Annotated in this window: 13 protein-coding genes and 1 pseudogene; 4 read left to right on the top strand and 10 right to left on the bottom strand. The window is 60.5% G+C overall.

The features are described from left to right. Positions 1-12: 12 nt before the first annotated feature. The 10 genes from AO356_RS00805 to AO356_RS00760 all read right to left on the bottom strand — a co-directional run bounded on the left by AO356_RS00805 (position 13) and on the right by AO356_RS00760 (position 13,340). Positions 13-1,119, bottom strand: a complete 1,107-nt coding sequence (locus AO356_RS00805; protein WP_060738163.1) for a glycosyl transferase — start codon at positions 1,117-1,119, stop codon at positions 13-15. Further along, positions 1,110-2,219 carry a non-hydrolyzing UDP-N-acetylglucosamine 2-epimerase gene (wecB, locus tag AO356_RS00800; protein WP_060738162.1) on the bottom strand — a complete coding sequence of 370 codons (1,110 nt, stop codon included), beginning with the start codon at positions 2,217-2,219 and terminating at the stop codon, positions 1,110-1,112. Before wecB ends, AO356_RS00805 begins: the two co-directional genes overlap by 10 nt. Beyond that, a complete protein-coding gene (locus AO356_RS00795) occupies positions 2,216-3,802 on the bottom strand; it encodes an FAD-dependent oxidoreductase (protein ID WP_060738161.1) in 1,587 nt (528 codons plus the stop codon). The genes wecB and AO356_RS00795 overlap by 4 nt, the downstream gene beginning before the upstream one ends. Beyond that, positions 3,792-5,075: an NAD-dependent epimerase/dehydratase family protein gene (locus AO356_RS00790; RefSeq protein WP_081015302.1), complete on the bottom strand. Its 1,284-nt coding sequence runs from the start codon at positions 5,073-5,075 to the stop codon at positions 3,792-3,794. Before AO356_RS00790 ends, AO356_RS00795 begins: the two co-directional genes overlap by 11 nt. 2 nt (positions 5,076-5,077) lie before the next feature. After that, entirely contained in the window at positions 5,078-5,485 is a 408-nt protein-coding gene (locus AO356_RS00785; protein WP_060738160.1) for a GtrA family protein, read from the bottom strand. After that, positions 5,482-6,168 carry a class I SAM-dependent methyltransferase gene (locus AO356_RS00780; RefSeq protein ID WP_237140794.1) on the bottom strand — a complete coding sequence of 229 codons (687 nt, stop codon included), beginning with the start codon at positions 6,166-6,168 and terminating at the stop codon, positions 5,482-5,484. Before AO356_RS00780 ends, AO356_RS00785 begins: the two co-directional genes overlap by 4 nt. Positions 6,169-6,260: 92 nt before the next feature. After that, the gene (locus AO356_RS00775; protein WP_060738158.1) at positions 6,261-7,283 is read right to left on the bottom strand and encodes a glycosyltransferase family 2 protein; all 1,023 of its coding nucleotides are present in this window, start codon (positions 7,281-7,283) and stop codon (positions 6,261-6,263) included. A gap of 12 nt (positions 7,284-7,295) precedes the next feature. Further along, positions 7,296-9,704, bottom strand: coding sequence for a phospholipid carrier-dependent glycosyltransferase (locus AO356_RS00770; protein ID WP_237140793.1), 2,409 nt, complete (start codon positions 9,702-9,704; stop codon positions 7,296-7,298). Between the two features lie 226 nt (positions 9,705-9,930). Next, the gene (locus AO356_RS00765; RefSeq protein ID WP_060743044.1) at positions 9,931-12,378 is read right to left on the bottom strand and encodes a glycosyltransferase; all 2,448 of its coding nucleotides are present in this window, start codon (positions 12,376-12,378) and stop codon (positions 9,931-9,933) included. Between the two features lie 143 nt (positions 12,379-12,521). Continuing rightward, positions 12,522-13,340, bottom strand: a complete 819-nt coding sequence (locus AO356_RS00760; protein ID WP_060738156.1) for an ABC transporter permease — start codon at positions 13,338-13,340, stop codon at positions 12,522-12,524. A gap of 183 nt (positions 13,341-13,523) precedes the next feature. On the opposite strand from AO356_RS00760, the pseudogene AO356_RS32915 reads away from it, so the two are divergent. The 4 genes and pseudogenes from AO356_RS32915 to AO356_RS00745 form a co-directional block, all read left to right on the top strand. Further along, a pseudogene (locus AO356_RS32915) lies at positions 13,524-14,777 on the top strand (ABC transporter ATP-binding protein); the annotation flags it as partial. 33 nt (positions 14,778-14,810) lie between these two features. Beyond that, the gene (locus tag AO356_RS32910) at positions 14,811-16,247 is read left to right on the top strand and encodes a polysaccharide pyruvyl transferase family protein (RefSeq protein WP_420480617.1); all 1,437 of its coding nucleotides are present in this window, start codon (positions 14,811-14,813) and stop codon (positions 16,245-16,247) included. Next, positions 16,241-16,927: a 2OG-Fe(II) oxygenase gene (locus tag AO356_RS00750; RefSeq protein ID WP_060738155.1), complete on the top strand. Its 687-nt coding sequence runs from the start codon at positions 16,241-16,243 to the stop codon at positions 16,925-16,927. Before AO356_RS32910 ends, AO356_RS00750 begins: the two co-directional genes overlap by 7 nt. Further along, the gene (locus AO356_RS00745; protein WP_081015457.1) at positions 16,920-19,094 is read left to right on the top strand and encodes a glycosyltransferase; all 2,175 of its coding nucleotides are present in this window, start codon (positions 16,920-16,922) and stop codon (positions 19,092-19,094) included. Before AO356_RS00750 ends, AO356_RS00745 begins: the two co-directional genes overlap by 8 nt. Positions 19,095-19,108: the final 14 nt, after the last annotated feature.

Here is a 19,108-nt window from a genome sequence, read left to right as displayed (position 1 = left end):
GGGTATCGGCCGTTATTGGCGGTTTTTGAGATTGATCGCAGAAAAACGCTGGGCCCAGAGGTGCGCCTGACGAAATTGATGAACCGTCGAGCGGTCGCTTGGGCTGGCGAGTGCTTCGACGGCGGTTTTACGCAAATCGCTGTCTTCATCCACGATCCAGACGCCCGGTTCCTGGCTGCGCAGGGCCATTTCACCGAAGCGGGTGGAGATGACGGGCAGGCCGAGGGCACGGTATTCGTAGTATTTGATCGGGTCGACCGAGGCGGTCAGGCGATTGAGCTTGAACGGGATCAAACCCACCGAAAACCTTGCCATGGCCGCGATTGCACTGGCGTGGGAGCACTCGGGGAGCAACTCGATGTTGGCAGGCAATACGCACGGCGCGGCTGTGAAGACGGGGCCGATCAGCCGGATTTGGTTTCCGGGATTGGCCTTTGCCAGGGCTATGACCAGGTCCCAGTCGAACCAACGACCCAGCGTGCCGACATAACCCAGCACCTGTTGCTTGGCTCCGAGGTCCAGGCGCTCGACCGGCGCCAATGCGTGCATGTCACAGGCGTTGAGGGCCAGTTCAACCTGGTCGGTCATGCCCAGGAGTTTGTCGCGAAGCGGGCTGGAGGACGCCAGTACGGTGCCCACCCGGCGAATGAGCTGCGCCTGGCGACGTTCCATGGAACCGCGTGACAGGCCCTGATAAAAGGCCGGGAAATCGTCCATGGCATCGTAGACGGCAGGGCTTTGCGGGATCAGCGCCAGCAGTTGCAAGGCCAGCTCGGAAGGTTTTCCCACGCAGATCATGCAGGGCCCTTGGGCGGAAAATGCCACGGCCTCTTTGAACAGGTTGCGCCACAGTCGCTTGAGCAGCATAGCCGAGCCTCGCAGGGGCTCGATGGGTAGGCTCTGGGGTTTGCAGACCCGCAACCAGGGTGGAACGTTGACGCTTTGCTGATCGGCAACAGGCGGCTTGCGCCTGAAGTCGGTCAGCGTCGGTAAGCGTGTCGGGTAGGGATCGAGCCAGAGAACCGACGCCCCGGCCTGCTGGTGATACCAGTTGACGAAGTGATGGGGGCGCTGGCTGAAGCTGGCCCATGGCACCGGGGACAGGTAGATCATGCGCATGACTGGAAGTACTGTCTTAGAGCGTCGACGATGCGTGCTGCGGCCTTGCCGTCGCCATAGGGGGAAACCCCACGCGCCATGCCCTGGTAAGCCTGTGGGTCATCGAGCAGACGCTGTGCCTGCTCGATGATGGTGTCCCGGTTGGTGCCCACCAGCTTGACCACGCCGAGCTCGACGGCCTCCGGGCGTTCGGTTTCTTCCCGCAATACCAACACGGGTTTGCCCAGGGCCGGGGCTTCTTCCTGCACGCCCCCGGAGTCACTGATGATCAGGTAAGAGCGCTTCATTGCCGCGATAAATGGCGCGTAATCCAGCGGTGCGCAGAGGAGGATGTTCGGCGTCTGGCCGAGCAATCGATGGGCGACATCCTTGACGTTTGGGTTGGGGTGGACGGGGTAGAGAATCTGGATGCCTGGGTTGCGCTCGGCCAGGTCCTTGAGGGCCTGGCAGATATTCTGGAACGGTTCGCCGAAGTTTTCCCGTCGATGGCAGGTCACCAGCACCAGGCGTTTACTGGCGTCCAGTGGGATAGCCAAGGTTGAGTCCCGTGCCGCGGTCATCAGCAAGGCATCGATCACGGTATTGCCGGTCAGGGTGATATCGCTGGCGGCGACCCCCTCGCGCAGCAAGTTGTCCACGGCATGCGGGGTGGGCGCGAAATGCCAGCGAGCCAGTTTGCCGGCGATCACCCGGTTGGCTTCCTCGGGGAACGGATTGCACAGGTCCCAGGTGCGCAGGCCCGCTTCGACATGACCGAAGGGAATCCGCAGGTAGAAACACGCCAGTGCGGCGCACATGACCGTGGTCGTGTCGCCTTGAGCCAGTACGACGTCCGGTTTCTCGGCTTGCAGTACGCCGTCGAGTTCAAGCAGCAAGCGTGAGGTCAGTGCCGTCAATGACTGGTTGGGGCGCATGAGGTCCAGGTCCAGGTCGACGGTGATTGCAAACCCCTCCAGCACCTGATCCAGCAGGCCTCGGTGCTGGGCGGTGGCGAGTACCCAGCAATCGATATTATTTTCGGCCTGGAGTGCCTTGATCACGGGGGCCATCTTGATGGCTTCCGGACGCGTACCAACGATGCAAAGTACCTTGCGGGTCATGCCTTTTGATTTCCTATCGTGATGGCAAGTGAGCGTGCTATCCGGTCTGCGTTGGCCATGAGGGTCAGCGTGTGGGATTTTTCGGTAAGACTGGGCAGGCAGGCACCGTCGACAATATGCACGCCGCCAAGACCCGCGACTTCGCCAAGGCCATCAGTCTGCCCGATCCTGGGCGTCGAGTGCATGGGCAGGGTGCCTGCATAATGGATATCCGCCCCCGGCCTGCCGACGGTGAAGCTCATGGGCATCAAGAGCGCGCCCATTTTCCAATAGATCCGGCGCAGCTTTGCCTCGGCTGCCTTCATGAGCCCGGGGAGCTCCGGATGCTCGTGGCCGTTGATGCTCAACGAACCGTCAGGGCGCAAGACCACCGTGTTGTGAGACAGGTGCCCGGGCAGGAAGAGATTCCCGACGACGCAGGCGCTGAGCAGGTTTTTCAGCAGTTCGATGCTGTAGCGTTTGCTCAGGGGGATCCGGCTGACAAACTCGGTCATGGGCAAACCTGTGGTGCTGAATGTCGAACCGAACGCCGTGGCACTGGGTGTCAGCGCCAGGGCAAACGATAACTGGCCCAGACCAAATGCCGGCGCCCTTGGGGTCCCGAGCATTTTCGGCAGCCACAGCAGGAAGGCTGCCGTCGGCGATGACAGCAGCGGTATCGGGGCCGAATGGTTCAGGCCCTTGAGGGCGAGCCGGGTCGAGGCCAGGGTGCCCGCCGCCAGCAACAGGCGTGTGCCGCGCCAGCGCCGGGCGGAGCGAGGATCGATGATCGTCCATGAACCGTCCTGTTTCTGCAGCTCGTCCACCAGGAAGTCCTGGACGTGCTGGAATCCCGGGTATTGCTTGAGTTTTTGCAGCTCTTGCGATGCGCTGTACAAGGCCTGGTTGTGACAGCCCCACAAGCAGTTTCCCGCCAGGTCGCAGGCCTTGCGCTCGTCCAGGGGTTGGCTCAAGACCGCGACCCGGGAGCGGCCAAGGCGGAACCCCAGGCCGGGAAACGCTGTACGACGTCGGGCGTAGTGATCGAGCAGGCGTTGATGCAGGGCGTCCAGTGGTAGCGGCGGTTGCGACCACTCATCAAGGCCGAAATAGCTTGAAAGATCGTCGTCGATCCGGCCACTGATGCCGATCCTGCGGGCGACCGTTTCGTAGGACGCCTGCATCTCGGAATAATCGATGGGCAGCTCGGCAAAGTCGCTGGCACCCAGCGTTGCCACGCCGCAACCCCAGGCATTGGACAGGCCTCCGGTTGCCAGCGAGCCGATGCCGATGAAATTGTCGGTCTCGATGCGATTGCCGGCGCTGAACCCTTCGAAGACATGGGCATGGGTCGGTGTCTTCAGTTTGGGCGATACCGCGTCCGGTTGGTTCAAGGCGTGGAAGTTTTCGCCGATCATCCATTTCCACTGCTGCGCGTCGTTGCTCCTGGCGTTGAGGAATGGGCGGGTTGGCGGCTCCGATGAGCCGCTACTGGCCTGGGCATCGACCATGAGGACTTTCAGGCCCGCCTTGACCAGTGGATAGGCCGCCGAAGTCCCGGCCGGGCCACTGCCGACAATGATCACATCGAATTCAGGTTTCACGGTGGGCTTCACTTCCAAGCAACAGCTGGCGGGCAAAGGAGCGGCACGACAGCGCCGCTAGCTGCCACACCGATGCTTTGACTGCAGTGAGTCCCAACGCAACCAGCGTGACGACAGGGCTGCGCGACTGCTGGACGCCGAGAAACACCTGGGCGCCCTGGGGACTGGCTTCGGCGATAGCGAGTGCAACCTGCAGGCGCCAGGCAAGTTCCTGGCCGTCGGGCTTGCGCAGGACGCCGGGGTTGTCCAGGAGCGTCAGGAGTATCGGCCAGCCCATCATCAAGGGCGAATGAATGACGGCGCGGGTTTTTCCCGCACGCTCCACTGCCCGGGCATAGCGACTGACCAGGCTGCTGTGCGGCGGGCGTTTGAGCAGGTAGTGCAAGAGCACCGTGGCTTCCTGGAGAAGGCCTCGACGTTGCCCATGGCCGGAGCGATGCATGCCGTGGGCAAGGGGGCGCAGTTGGATGCCGAGTTTTTGCAGGGAACGCTCGCTGTCCATGGGCGGCAGGTGGATGAGGGAGAAAATCCGCTCCAGGCCCAGTTTCGTGCTCAAGGATCGTCCGAGTGACCGGCGCAGTAACCTGAGCAATGGCACTGGCAGGGGGATTGGCAGGCGAGTGGCACGGACCCGGTGCGTCGCGATCGACTTCAGGAAACGGCCAAAGGCAATCGGCCGCACGGCGCCCAGGTTGAGGACCTCGGCATGCAGGTCGTCGCGCTCGGCAACGGCCAGTATCGAGGCCGCGAGGTCGTCGACATGGATGGGTTGCACGCCAGGCGCGGGCATGAGGATCGGAATGAACGGGCTTCGACGAACCAGCCCTGACAACAAGCCGAAGAGCCCACGTTCGGGGCCGCCGTAGACTTGACCGGGACGGACTACGGTGCCTCCGGCGGCCAGCACGTGTTGCTCGATACGCCACTTGGTCCGGCCATAACTGCTCGGAGCCGTGGCCTCGGCGGTTTGACTGGAGATGAAGATGAACCTGGCCGAGCCTCGCTGGGCGCACTGGATCAGCGCTTGGGCCGCGTTGACTTCGTCGTCCACGCCGGCGTCGGTCCCCGTCGAGGTGTCGGCGGCCAAATGGATCAGCGCCTGAATGCCGGCCGGGCACGCGGGGGCCGGGCCCCGCAGGTCATAAGGCAGCCAGGCAGAGGAGGCCGGACCCGGCTGGCGCGTCGCGTAAATGACCTCATGTCCCCTTGCTGCCGCGAGGGCGGACACCCGTTGTCCGATGTAGCCTGTCGCGCCGGTGATCAATAGCTTCATCGTCATGCGCCTTCGGCGCGGTCAGGGGGAACCGGCGGATGCGTCGCGGAATGAAATACGAACAGTTTGCTGATCCAGTAAGTCAGGGCCACGCAGGCCACGTCGCAGACGAATTTCACCGGAGCAGGGTTGTCGACGATAGCCAGCCCCACGCTGAACAGCGCCGACGCGACCGGGATATTGATGGCGAGCAACGAGAAATAGCGCACCGCTTGAGCCTTGCTGCTGCCATGGCTCGACTGGAACGTGAAGTGCCGATGCAAAAAGAACGCGAACACACCGGCGACGCCTTTGCCGGCAATGTTGGCCAGCACGGGTTGTTCCTCGAATAGCGCGATCAACAGCAGAAAGGCGCCCATGTCCAACGCATAGGCCACGAGTTGGATGGCGCCATACCGAATAAAGGTCAAGACGTCCTCCTGATGACCACGATGTGATGCAGCGCCAATACCCGCCGCAACGGGAGCAGCAGCTTTTCAACGATTTTGAGCGCGGGGATCAACACATCAGGCAGTAACTGGCGAAAGTTCAAGCCGCCGGAAACCAGGTAGCGCAGATAATTGCCGCAGATTTCCTGATGGACGATTTCCAGGCCTGGGTACTTGCCCTCGAACGCCTGCCTGTCGCGAACGAAGATGATGTAGCTGAGCGCCTGGTTGGCGCCGTTCATGGGGCCGGTCGAGGGTGTTTCCCAGGACGGGAAGTGCATGTCGAAGCCTTCGGACTTGAACAGGCGTTTATAGAGAAAAGCGGCAAAGGGGCCGTGGAAGGGCTCGATCAAAATGGCCCCGCCGCCCACCTTGAGCGTTCTTTCCAGTTCCGTGAAAAACCGATCGGGGTGAGGGAAGTGGTGAAAACAGTTCTGGCCATAAAAGGCCCTGACCGAGTGATCGTCCAGGCTCATTGCCTCGGCATCGAGTGCCATGTCCAGTTGTTCGGTGGAGACAATGTCCGTGGCCAGTACTTCAGGGTATGAATGACGCATGGGCGCGATGCCCGCCCCCAACTCCACCTCAAGGCCTTCGACCTTGAAGTAACGGTCTGCCAGGCGATGAAATGCGTGGTGGAACTCCACGAAGACTTCCCGGAGCATTCGCTTGCGTTCAAGCACTTTGCCGTGAAGTTCGAGGCGCTCGCCGCCATCGACATCCAATGCCTTGAGCGACGGGTCCGATAAAAAATCTCTCAGCGCTTTAATGAGTTTTCTTCCCGCAATGACGTTGTTTTAACACGCCTGGATTGCCGTGGCCGGCTGGGCACCGAGGCGATGTCGTAACCGAGGAACGCCATGATCAGTTGCAACCCCATGAGCATGGGCAGTGCACTGAGCATCACCGTGCCGGCGGGTGTCGCGATGCCGTTCTGCGCCGATTCATACCAGTGATAACTGCCGAAGAAGATGCCGAACAAGAACATGACAATCCCGATCGGCAGTTCGATCGAAGCCAGGGACATGTCGCGAAGATAATAGTTGTAGAGCACGCGCTTGGTGAAATTGCGCAGGTGTTTGAACAGGAATTCGCCAACGATCTTCGAGATCTTGAGGTGACTGACTTCGTCGCCGTATCGGGCCTCCATCGGAATATCCACCACCACGGCGCGCACGGTGTTCAGGCGGAACAGGATGTCGGTCTCGAAAAAGTAGCGCTGGCTGACCTTGTCCAGGGGTAACAGCCTGGCGACGTCACGGTGAATCGCCGTGTAGCCGTTGGTGGGGTCGAACAGATCCCAGTAACCGGTCGACAGTTTGGCCATCAACGACAGTACCGCGTTGCCAAACAGGCGCAGCCGCGGCATCGATTGGACTTCTTCCAGGTCGAAAAACCGATTGCCCTTGGTGTAGTCCGCTTCTCTGGCCAGGATCGGTTCGATGAACAGCGGGATCAGGGTCGGGTCCATCTGGCCGTCCCCGTCGACTTTGACGATGATACTCGCACCGTCGGCGAGGGCTGCTCGGTAACCGGTCATGACCGCACCGCCCACGCCTTGGTTGACCTCATGGGGCAGCACCTTGACCCGGGGGTCGTTACAAGAAGCCAGGACATGCCCACCGGAACCGTCCGGGCAGGCATCGTCGATGACATAGATGCGCCAGACCTCCGGTCCTATGGCCTCGATGACCCCGACGATGTGCGCGGTGACCCGATAGCTGGGGATGACGACGGCGACGCGTTGTTCGTCCGTGAAAAGCGCTGTTTTTGAGTTCATCGATATCGCCCGCTATTGCCTGAATGAAAGTGACTTGAACTCCAGGGGTGTGTCGGTGTGCCCGGATGCATAAATGATCACGGACGTGGCATTTGCGGGGGCAACGACGCTCATCTCATGGGTCTCCCATTGCGTGGTGCAGTCAAACGTCTCGATGCTGGTGGTAATGAAGTCGCCTTGGTCGTCCATCCAATTGGCCTGGATTCTTCCGGCGGTGGTCGTCGTTGCGCAGCGTGCGGACACGCTGTTGATGTACGTCAGTCCCGGCGTCACTTCGACCCGCTGTGTGGCCGGTGTCTTGACGTTGACGGTCAGGATCTTGCGCGACGCGTCATAGGTCGAGGGTGACGTCAGGCTCCAGCCCTCGAGGCTGGACAGCTGCGGGTCGAGCAGGTGTTCGTCGTGGGTGACATTGAGTTTGCGCAGCTCCAGGTTACCCAGTCTGGCATAGGACGTGGACACCGTGAGCAGCCGATCGAGTTGCACCTGGGGAAGGGACTTGAGGTCGATCACCAGCCAGTTCACCTGGCGCCGGCGCAAGCGTTGGGCAAGCTCCGAGGGCGAGGTCACCGTGTCGAATTCGTTTTTCCACTTCAGGTTGTACCACGACGTGTAAAGGGCATCGCCATGCAAACCCGCCATCAAGGGCGATGCAAAGACTGCCACGGGCTGGTTTGCGCTATTCAAGGCGTTGACGGTGTCGACCATGTTTCGGATGGGCAGGCGTTCCAACAGGTAGGCGTCCCGACCGGCCTGGCTCAACAGTGCAGAGGGGTTGATGTCGCCATAGTAAGTCGCGGCCTGGATGAAACGGGTATTGGTCAGGACCAACACGGCCCCGGCGACGATGGCGAGGCTGCGGGGGAAGAACCTGGGGTCGGAAAAGGGCAGGGCCAGGATCACTGAGAACAGCGCGAAGGAGGGGAACACATAACGCAGGTAGGCCGTTGAGTGGAACGTCATGAACATCGCGCCGGCGCCGACCAGGAGGATGCACAGGGCTTTTTTGTTGCCGCTCAACAGCACGGCGACGGCGGCCGTGGGCAGCAACAGCCATTGAAAGCCTGCCGCGCCGACGCGCCCTTCGATGAACTGAGGCGACTTGAAGACCATTCGATAGAGGGTGTCCCAGGTCATCCCTGTACCGAAAGCGGCTGGCGGTTCGAAATTGATGTTCGGCCACAGTGGCGAATGGAAAATCGCATTGAAAAACGGAAACACCGGATTACCGGTCAAGTACCCGGCAGAGACGTAAGGGGTGGCACCGGCCAGTATCAGCCCGGCACTGCCGAGCAGGAGAGTCTTGACGATGCCGGGGACGGCCCAGGCCTTGTACTGCACCAGCAGCATCACCAACAGCACCGGCAGGACGCTCAGGGTCACCGCCTTGGTCGCCATGGCGAAGCCCAACAGGATGCCGGCCAGCAGCAGTTGCGACAGGCGCTCCGTGGGATCCGGCGTGAAGCGTGAGACCTTCATGATCGCCAGTGTCCCGGCCATCATGAAGGCGGTCCACGCCGACTCGATATGCAGGCTGCTGCTTTCAGCGAAGGCGAGGGGCGTCGACACAAAGATCAGGCTTGCCCAACGGGCACTTGTGGCAGAGCCTCCGGCCCAGAGGGTCATGTTGCGGATCTGCCACGCCAGCAGCAGGGTGAATGCGCTGTTGCTCAGGCGCGCTGCCGTTTCACCGCCCAGCATATAGACGATGCTATAGATCCAGTCGGCCAGCATGGGCATGACCGCCCACACATAGGTGCTGGCATCGAACGACCATTGATGCCGCTGGGCCAGGTGTGAAGGGACGAAGAGGTGCATGGCCAATGCGTCGTGCCCGACCTCTGGCATGAAGGCGACCAACACGTAAAGACAGGCGAAGCTGCAGATCAGTACGTCGAGCGCCGTTTGGACCGGTGTTTGCGTTGATCGGCTGGCCTGGATGTGGCGCAGCAGTTCACGGCCTATCGACGTGACGTGTCTGTGGCCCAAGGCCAGCGGCAACAACAGCAGCGCGCCATACAGCCCGGGGTAGTTGATCGGCCAGTAGGCCGCCAGGCCTGTCAGCGTACCGAACGCGCCTGCTCCCACCAGCAGGTGGACGCTCCAGTCGGCCGAGGCTGCTTGCCTGAGCACCCACCTGCCGAGCACGGTGGCAGACAGCGCGAACACCGCTACGACAAGCACCGGCCAAATCTGTGCGCAGGCGATGGCCAGGCACGCCAGCAAACCCAGGCAAAGCAGGATCGGTGGCTTGCGCGTGAAGACGGTGAGGGCGGCCAGGGCTGCCATCGACAGCAATATCGTCCGGGTGCCGCTGTTCATGGACGCCAGTTCAAGCGTAGAAAAACCGTACACGCCGACCACTGCACTCGCCAGTAAAACCAACAATACCACGGCGTACTTCAGGCTGAATCTGGGCAAAATATCGTCTCGGCTAAAGGGATAACGCTGTCCATTAAGGCAAACCAAGATCCGTGGCGAGGGAGCTTGCTCCCGCTGGGCTGCACAGCAGCCCCAAAAAAGGCAGGATGCGACCAACCTGACACGCTGCGGAGGCTGGGTTCAGGGCCGCTTCGCAGCCCAGCGGGAGCAAGCTCCCTCGCCACGGATTCATCGGCTCCCTTGAATTTGCATGCAAAGGGGCTGCCTACACGTCTCGGTACGTGTGCGGAACCCAGGATCCCCACTTGCTCTCGTAGATCGCCCGGTTCTTTTCGAAAAGGGCCTGTTTTTTCCTGGCTCCCAAGGTGTTGAACGAGGCGGACAGGTGGTGGTGAACGAAGACGTCTTCGGCACAGGCTGCGCGCATGCCACGCCGCTGTACGCGACGGCAGTAATCGTCATCCTCGAAGAACCCCAGGCCGTACTCTTCGCACAGGCCACCGATTTGCTCGTAGGTCGAGCGCGGGAACATCACGCAGAAAAACGCCAGGGTGTTGATTTCGAACCACTCGCCCATGCGGGCGCGGGTCATTTGCGCGGCTTCGGCGGGCATGTCTTCCAACTGCTCATAGCAGGTGCTGACTTTGGCCTCATTGCCGATGTTGTTGGTGATCGGGCCGATGATGCCGATTTCCTTGTGGTCCTGCAGGTGACGGATCAAGCCTTTGATCCAACCGGCGGTGACCACCGTATCGTTGTTCAGGATGACCAGATAGTCGCCACTGGCGGCGGCGAGGCCCAGGTTGTTGCCGGCGGCGAAGCCCTTGTTGTCCGGGTTGAGGATGACGATCCGGTCGGGGTGGCCGTCGGCCCAGGCGCTGAGGTAGGCCGGGGTCTGGTCGCTGGAGTGGTTGTCGACGACGATGATTTCAAGGTTCGGGTATTGGCTCTGGGTCAACAGGCTGTCGAGGCAGGCCTTGGTCAGTTCGAGGTTGTTGTAGGTCAGCACCACGACGCTGACTTTGGGCTGGGGCAATGCCGCGATGGCATCGCGCAGGCTGGCGGCCCGGTGCTGCCAGGTCTGGCCTCGGGCGAACGATTGACGAGCCTCCAATGCGGCGCTGGCCTCCGGCAGTGCCCCCAGGACACCGCGCAGGGTCGAGATGAACTCAGTCGGCTCTTCAACCGCCCAGACCAGTTTGCCGAACTGGCTCAACTCCGGCAGTTTCACCGACACCACCGGTTTTCCCGCGCTCAGGTATTCATAGACCTTGACCGGGTTGGTGGCGAGGGTCAACGGCATGACCTTGAACGGTAGCAGGCAAACGTCCATGGCGTGGAGGTAGTAAGGCAGGGCGGTATACGGGACTTCACCTTCCAGGATCACATTCGGGTAGGCCTTGAAGTGTTTTTTTGCCTGGACGATATCACTGCCGATCAACAGAATCAGGTGCTGCGGGAAGGATTGGGCGACCCGCTTGACCAGGTCCAGGTCGAACCATTCGGCAATAACGCCGTAGTAGCCGATGATCTTTCTGTTGGCAGGGTCCCGGTAGACCCTGTCGGGACGTCGGCTGAAGAAACTGAACTCGCAGGCGTTGCGGATCACCTCGACGTTGCGGTTTTCCCGCTTGCCGTGTTGTTCGATCCAGTCGGATGTCGCCACCAGCAGATCGGCCCTGCGCATCAGGGCGACTTCCAGGTCGAGCAGTTCCTGGGCAACGTTGCCGAAACCTTCGTGATGATCCATGCAGTCATAGACCAGGGTGGCGTTGGGGACACGCCTTGCCAGCGGAAACCAGAAGGCGTGCTGGACAATGCAATCCGCGGCATCGACGTTCGCCGCTTCCAGGAGCATGGCCAGGCCTTCGCACAACTGGCGGATCACGGCCGCTGACGGAGGGGCATGATAGATGGCCGGTGCACCGCGTACCTTGAAACGGATCTGGAACAGCCGGTGGGAGCCTTCCAAAGGTTCTGCTTGGAAGCCGGGGGCCTCGTCGTCGATGAAATTGTTCGAGATATAAAAAGTCGTTTGTCCGGCCCGGGCCAATTCCTTGGCCAGGTTTTGTGGGCGTTGGATGCGAAAGTGCCAGTCAATCACGCCGAACATCAGGATCATGGGCTGCCCGAGGCTGGACGGTACGGCAACGTTTACGGGCGGTGGCAGAGTTTGCAGCGCAAAACCAGCGTCTGGCGATGATTCGCCTGGTGTTGCCTTGCCGGGTTTCAGCCAATTTCGAAGCCGACGCGCCAGTTTGCTTTTCTGCTGTGCGGTGAGGGGCAACCAGGCATAGACCCGGCGCGATAATTTATACAATTGCTTGCGTATCGAATAACGCAGCGGTGCACGTTCGATGGCGTTGCCCCAGTCGGAAAGCTTGAACAACTCGGCTTGCTTGGCCGCCAGTTGGGCGCGCAAATCCACCGCCCAATCGGAAAACACGACAGCCTCTTTTTCCTTTGTCTGGATTAATGCCTCGGCGTCCTTGAGGTGCTGTTCGGCCAGCCGCAGTCGCTCACGCAGCCGCCCGGTCTTGCCTTCTTGAAGTGACAGGCGGGTGCGAAGCGCTTTTGAATCAAGGTTCAGTTGTTTGATAAGCCGATCTCGATTTTCGATTTCCTTGACCAACTGCAAGGCCTCAATGGATCTGGATTGTGTCGAGCGAGTCAGTTGGTCAATGCAATCAACAAGACGGTTGATCTGGTCCATGCGGTTTTCTGGTCCTTTGGTCAATACGGTAACGCACACGCGGTCTTTTTCAGGATCGATGTTGGCTTCAATCACCCGCCAGGCCTCCAGCCGTGCAATGAGTCAGCATAGCGGTTGCTGGACGGGGTGCCATGCAACAAACGTCATATGACGTCGGCGAAGCCTTTGCGTGTCCTCTGGAACCAGGCAAACCCGGCGCAGGCAATCAGCACCGAGACTGCCGAATAAGCCGCCAGGTGCTCCCAGTGCGGCGGCCGGCCCCAGAACATGACATCGCGAACCATTTCCACCGGCAGTGTCAGGGGATTTGCCTGCAAGGCAGCCTGATAGCTTTGCGGAAGCGTCGAGAGCGGATAGAAAATCGGCGAGAGAAACAGCATTGCAGTGATGATGACGCCGATGAACTGGCCGATATCGCGCAGGTAGACGCTTATCGAGGCGAGAAACCAGGAGATGCCCAGCGTCAGCAACACCAATGGAAACAGCACCAATGGCAGCAGCAGGGCGGTGATCGGTGGGGTTCCGAACAGGGCGATATAGAACATCAGCCAGGCCAGGACGCTGACCGCCATGTGGAACAGCGCTGCGCCGAGCGACACCAGGGGCAGGGTTTCCAGTGGAAAGACGATCTTCTTGACGTAGTTGGTATTGGCCAGCACCAGGCCCGGCGCACGGTTCACGCATTCGGAGAAGAGGTTGAAGACCAGCAGGCCCGCGAACAGCACCAAGGCAAATTCGCTCTTGGATTCACCGCCGCCAGACCAGCGGGCCTTGAAAACGACGCTGAACACGAATGTGTAGACCACCAGCATGAAAACCGGCGTGAAGAACGACCATAGAATACCGAGCATCGAGCCTTTGTAGCGACCGATGACTTCTCTGCGGATCAACACGTAGATCAGGATTCGATTGATCAGGACACTCTTGATCATGGCAACGGGGGACGTGCTGAACGACTGCATCGGTGCTTGATCCTCAAGGCAATAGCGGATGCTCCTTGAGTCGCATCCTCATGGAGTAGGCCCCAGTGTAGATTCATTCGAAGTTTTTTATCCCATCTGTGCTTAACTCATCCGCAGCGCCCAACGAAGGACAGGTTCAGTGGCACCGCAATAATGGCCGTGATTCATGAAAGGGTTTTGCCGATGTCGTTTGAAGTGGCCATCCGCGCCGAAAACCTGAGCAAGTGTTATCAGATCTACGATGCGCCCAAAGACCGTCTATTGCAGATGCTGGTGCGCGGCAAGAAGCGTTTCTATCGCGAGTTCTGGGCCCTGGACGATGTTTCCCTGACCATCGCAAGGGGGGAGACCGTCGGTATCATCGGCCGTAATGGCAGCGGCAAATCCACCTTGTTGCAACTGATCTGCGGAACGTTGATGCCGACCCGGGGCAGTGTCCAGGGGCATGGCCGGATTGCGGCGTTGCTCGAGCTGGGGTCTGGTTTCAATCCGGAGTTCACCGGCCGGGAAAACGTCTATGTGAATGCAGCCGTGCTGGGCTTGAGTCGTGCGGAAATCGACGCTCGTTTCGATGACATCATTGCCTTCGCCAATATCGGCGACTTCATCGACCAGCCTACCAAGATCTATTCCAGCGGGATGCTGGTACGGCTGGCCTTCGCCGTTTCGGTCTGTGTCGAGCCTGAAATCCTGATCGTCGATGAGGCCCTCTCCGTCGGCGATGCCTCCTTCCAGTTCAAATGCCTGAATCGGCTGGAAGAACTGGCTGCCAGAGGCACCACGCTGCTGTTCGTCTCCCATGACATGAGCATGGTCAAGCGCTTCTGCCACCGGGTCATCTATCTGCGCGCAGGCCGGGTCGTGGCCAGTGGCTCGCCCGATGAAATGGCCGAGCTGCATTTGCTCGACATGCGTGACGAGCAACGTCGCTGGGCCAGTGGCGGGGTCACACCGGTGACGCGCAAGTCCTTCATGGGCGGGCAGGAGGGGATGGCCTTCGGGACCGAAGAGGGGCACATCAGCGCCGCCTGCTTCACCAACACCCAGCAGCTGTCCTCCAGCTATCTGTATGGCGACGATATCGAGATTCACGTCGAGGCGTTGCTGCATGAGTCGATCACTCAACCCAACATCAGCTTCACCATCCAGGAAGCCAGGCTGCTGGTGATCGGTGGAGGCAACTTCGCACTGCAACCCGGCCCGGTCGAAAATGGCTGGCGGCGCGCGGCGATCACCGTGCGCTTCCGGGCCCACCTCGCCGAGGGGCGTTATCATGTCACGCTCAAGCTGTTGCACGGCGCCACGGAAGACACCTCGCAGTTGGTCGAGAAGCAAGTCGCGCCCTTGGCGTTCGACATGTTGCCGAACCACCAGGATTTTCTGGGCATGGTTGACCTGGGGTTGCAGAGGATCGACGCTCGACCGGTCGAGTCGCTGGCCAAGGCCAGCGGGACTCAAGGGGCTAAGGTTGTGACGGAACACCCGGTCGAGCGCACGTGGCAGGTCGCTATATTCGGCACCTTTGACGTAGAAAACTATGGCGATCTGCTGTTTCCGATCATCGCCGAGGCTGAGCTGATCCAGCGCTTGGGCTCAGTCAATCTGCATCGGTTTTCCTATCACGGGAAAAGCCGACCCCAATGGCCCTATGCGGTGACGTCGCTGACAGAGCTGCCCCATGTAGCGGCGAGCCTGGATGGGGTTTTGATCGGCGGCGGTTTCCTGATCCGCTTCGATAAAGTGGTTGCCCACGGCTATGGTCCGACAACCGCCGATATCCATCATCCGACCGGTTATTGGCTGACGCCTGCGCTCATCGCCCAGCAGCACGCGGTCCCGGTCATGTGGAATGCCCCCGGGATGCATTGCAACGATATTCCCGACTGGGCCAGGCCGTTATTGACGATGGCCCTTGAGCAAAGCCAGTACGTGCGCGTCCGTGATGCACTGTCGCGCGATACCCTCGGCGCGCTGACTCCACAGGCCGAGATCGAAGTGCTGCCCGATACCGCGTTTGGCTTGCCCCGCCTGATCGATGAGCAGCGACCCTCGGCCGCGTTCATTCGCCTGCGCGAGCAGGCCGGGCTGACCGGGCCCTACATCGTGATCCACGCCATTCACGTGGTGGAATCCTTTGTAAAACTGTTCGAAGACTATGCCGAGGCGTTCCAGGGCTATCAGTTCCTGGTGGTGCCGATTGGCCCTGTCCTGGGGGACGATCCGTCGGTCATTGCCGGGCGCTTGCCTGGGGCCATCACCTTGTCGTTCTGGCCGGAACCGTTGCTCATGGCGGAAATTCTCAGCCAGGCCCAAGCGGTGATCGGCCATAGTTACCACCTGGCAATCACCGCCCTGGCGTTTGGCGTCCCGGTGTTCTGCTCGGCGGACCTGACCACGGGCAAATACACGGCGTTGGCTGGGTTCGACACACTCCACGCATTGCCGGACGTGGCGACGGTCGATCCGCAATGGTTTCTCGCGCGGGTGGGCAAGACCGGCCCATCGCCCGCGGCGCTTGCGGCGGCGGATCAGTTGGTCGAGCATTGGGACCGGGTCGCGGCAATCATTCGCCAGGGCAAAACGTCGTCCCGGCCGGTGTTGGGCGCTTTTCTACAGCATCTGCCCAATCTGCTCGAAACCGCCGCCCAGGGTCGCGAGCCATTGCCGGCTGAATGTCCGGCAAGCCCCGTCGTGCCGGAGCCGGGCATCATCGAACCGGCACAGAACCTTGCAGCACAGGAGCTTGCCCAGCAGCAACGGATTGTCCAGCTCAGCCAGCAACTGGCCCTCAGTGACGCCAGGATGCTTGAGTTGCAGAACTCCAATTCATTCCGAATGACCGCGCCACTGCGTTCCATTGCCCGTGGTATCAGAAACCTGACAGCGAACAAGAACAGACAATGCTAGATCTCTCTCGTCTCACGCCAGCGGCGCTAAAGTCCCATCCGTATACCTGGGCTGAAATCGGCAGTCTGTATTCGCCCGAGGATGCCGCCGCGTTGGCGGCGTCGTTTCCTCATGATCATTTCAAGACGGTGAGTGGTTATGGCGGTGAGAAAAATTATGACTATGAGGCGCGTGCCCTGGTGAGCATGGGCACCCAAACGATCGCGTTCCCTGAAGAACTGAGCGAGGCATGGTTGAGGCTGGCGCAGGACCTTGGCTCGGCCGGCTATCGAGAGGCCATGTCGGAGCTGACCGGGATCGACCTGCGCAGCGTGCCGATGGAGGTCAACGTCTTTCATTACGGTCCCGGTGCGAGCCTGGGGGCCCATCCGGACCTTCCAGATAAACTGGTCACCCATATCCTGTATTTCAATGAGTCCTGGGACCGCAACGACGGCGGTTGCCTGACCATCCTGCACCGCAACGATCCCAGCGCCGTGGCGGCCGAGATCGAGCCACGGGTGGGCAATTCGGCGATCCTGGTGCGCTCGGATAATTCCTGGCACGCCGTCACCCCCGTGGTGAGCGGCTGCCAATCTTCCCGCCGCAGCCTGACGGCAACGTTCTATCGGCCCGGTTCCCTCAGTTCCATGTGGCCGCCGGGTGACAGCACGCCGCTGCATGGGTACCCACGTGCTTAAGCTCGACAGCGCCTTGATCGACCGCGACGCCGCCTTGGCCCAAAGAGACGCGGCCATCAACGAGCGCGATGTTGCCTTGGCGAAAGTCGACTTCCTGCAAAACACCCGTTCGTGGCGTTTCACCCGCCCCCTGCGCTCGCTGTTCCGATGGATGCGCTATGGGTTTGCCGCCGCCCAGGAGTTCCCCGACACCGCCGCTGCAATCGTCTACCCAGCCGCACCGGAACCGTTGCCGAACGTTGAGGTGGACGCAGATTTCGCTACGAAAGGACGCCTGGATATTCTCTGTTTCGCCAACATCGATTGGGCCGCACGCTTCCAGCGACCGCAGCAGTTGATGAGCCAGTTTGCGAGCAATGGTTATCGGGTGTTCTATATCGTCCCCGCCCGTGTGCCGGAACAGGGACAGCTCTATGAATTGACATTGGTGGCGCCCAATGTCTTTGAAGTGGTGCTGCAGCGCGAGGCGCAAGAGGCGTATTACGAACAAATAGTGACGCCTGAAAATCATCAGGCTTTGCTGCGTGCCCTGGCTGCATTGGTCGCCGACATGCAGATCAGAACCGCCCTCTCGGTGGTGCATATCGCTTACTGGAGCCCCGTGGCACTCAGCCTGCGCACCCTGCATGGCTGGCGTATTCACTATGACTGCATGGACGACTGGGATGGCTTTCCGAACATCGGCGAGCAGTTGCTGAGCGAGGAAAAGACCCTGATCACCCAAGCGGATCTGGTGACCGTTTCCGCCGCGTTGCTTTACCAGAAGTGGTGCGCCCATAACCCACGCTGTGTGCTGGTGCGAAACGCGGTGGATTTCGCTTTTTTCCGGCAGCACTGTTTTACCAACGATGTGCTGAGCGGGCTTGCCGGCCCGGTGATCGGCTACTACGGCGCCTTGGCGCAATGGCTCGATTATCCCTTGCTGGCGGCGTTGGCGGACCGGCGGCCAGGGTGGAACTTCATCCTGGTGGGGGACATTTTCGTCGAGGATCTGGCAGGCCTCGAGCACAAGCCCAATGTGCAGTTGCTGGGCCACAAGCCGTACTCGCAGATGCCGCTTTACCTGGATCATTTCGATGCCTGCCTGATTCCCTTCAGGCTCTACAACGTGACGCATGCGGTCGATCCGGTGAAGTTCTACGAGTACATCAGCGCAGGCAAACCGGTGATCTCCACGCCACTGGCGGAGATGAGCATTTACAAGGACCTGCTGTACTTCGCCACCGGGGTCGATGAGTTCATCGAGCAGATCGAGCGGGCCTTGGCCGAACGCGACCTGGCCCTGTACAAGCGGCGCGTGGAGCTCGCCCGAGCGAACGACTGGAAGGATCGATTCCATAGCATGCAGCTCGCTATCGTCGGGCTGTATGAGAAAGTCTCCATCGTGCTCGTGACGTACAACAACCTCAACCTGACGATTCAATGTGTCAACAGCGTTCTGCGGAATACCACCTGGCCCAGTTACCAGCTCATTGTCGTCGACAATGGCTCGGACGATGGTACGGCTGAATATCTTGAGCGCCTGCGCCAAGAAGTGCCGACCGCGAAGATCATTCTCAACCCGGACAACCGGGGTTTTGCCGCGGCGAACAACCAGGGCTTGCGAGAAGCCGACGGTGACGTGTTGCTGCTGCTCAACAACGACACGGTAGTGCCTGGCGGCTGGCTGGATCCGCTGGTCAGGCATCTGAGAGACCCGAGTATCGGCCTGGTCGGGCCGGTCACGAATGCGGTAGGCAACGAAGCGAAAGTCGCGGTTTCCTACACCGACATTCAACAGATGCAAGCATTTGCAGACCGCTACACCGAAGCCCGCAAGGGGCAGACGTTCGATATTTCGATGCTGGCGATGTTTTGTGTCGCCTTTCGCCGCAGCATCCTCGAAGAGGTGGGTTATCTGGATGAAGCATTCGGCATCGGGATGTTCGAGGACGACGACTACAGCCGTCGCGTGCAGGCGGCCGGCTACCGGACGGTCTGCGCCGAAGACGCGTTTATCCATCATTATGGGCAGGCATCGTTCAGGAAACTGATCGCCAGTGGCGAGTATCAGGCTCTCTGGGACAAAAACCAGGCGTACTTCGAAAGCAAATGGGGGGCGTGGCAGGCCCACTTTCATCGTGACGAGCCTGGCGGGGAGACGGGGGAGAAGGCTGGGTCGCGATAAGGCCATCACCTCGA

The sequence above is a fragment of the Pseudomonas fluorescens genome (assembly GCF_001307275.1).
Classification (GTDB): domain Bacteria; phylum Pseudomonadota; class Gammaproteobacteria; order Pseudomonadales; family Pseudomonadaceae; genus Aquipseudomonas; species Aquipseudomonas fluorescens_AA.
The sequence above is the reverse complement of the archived record's forward strand: the minus strand, read 5'-3'. Positions and strand labels throughout refer to the sequence as shown.

What these genes read in the sequence shown, in the direction of transcription:
- AO356_RS00805 (WP_060738163.1), bottom strand. Translation starts at nt 1,119, where the DNA reads ATGCGCATGATCTACCTGTCCCCGGTGCCATGGGCCAGCTTCAGCCAG.
- wecB (WP_060738162.1), bottom strand. Translation starts at nt 2,219, where the DNA reads ATGACCCGCAAGGTACTTTGCATCGTTGGTACGCGTCCGGAAGCCATC.
- AO356_RS00790 (WP_081015302.1), bottom strand. Translation starts at nt 5,075, where the DNA reads ATGAAGCTATTGATCACCGGCGCGACAGGCTACATCGGACAACGGGTG.
- AO356_RS00780 (WP_237140794.1), bottom strand. Translation starts at nt 6,168, where the DNA reads ATGCTCCGGGAAGTCTTCGTGGAGTTCCACCACGCATTTCATCGCCTG.
- AO356_RS00775 (WP_060738158.1), bottom strand. Translation starts at nt 7,283, where the DNA reads ATGAACTCAAAAACAGCGCTTTTCACGGACGAACAACGCGTCGCCGTC.
- AO356_RS00765 (WP_060743044.1), bottom strand. Translation starts at nt 12,378, where the DNA reads ATGGACCAGATCAACCGTCTTGTTGATTGCATTGACCAACTGACTCGC.
- AO356_RS00760 (WP_060738156.1), bottom strand. Translation starts at nt 13,340, where the DNA reads ATGCAGTCGTTCAGCACGTCCCCCGTTGCCATGATCAAGAGTGTCCTG.
- AO356_RS00750 (WP_060738155.1), top strand. Translation starts at nt 16,241, where the DNA reads ATGCTAGATCTCTCTCGTCTCACGCCAGCGGCGCTAAAGTCCCATCCG.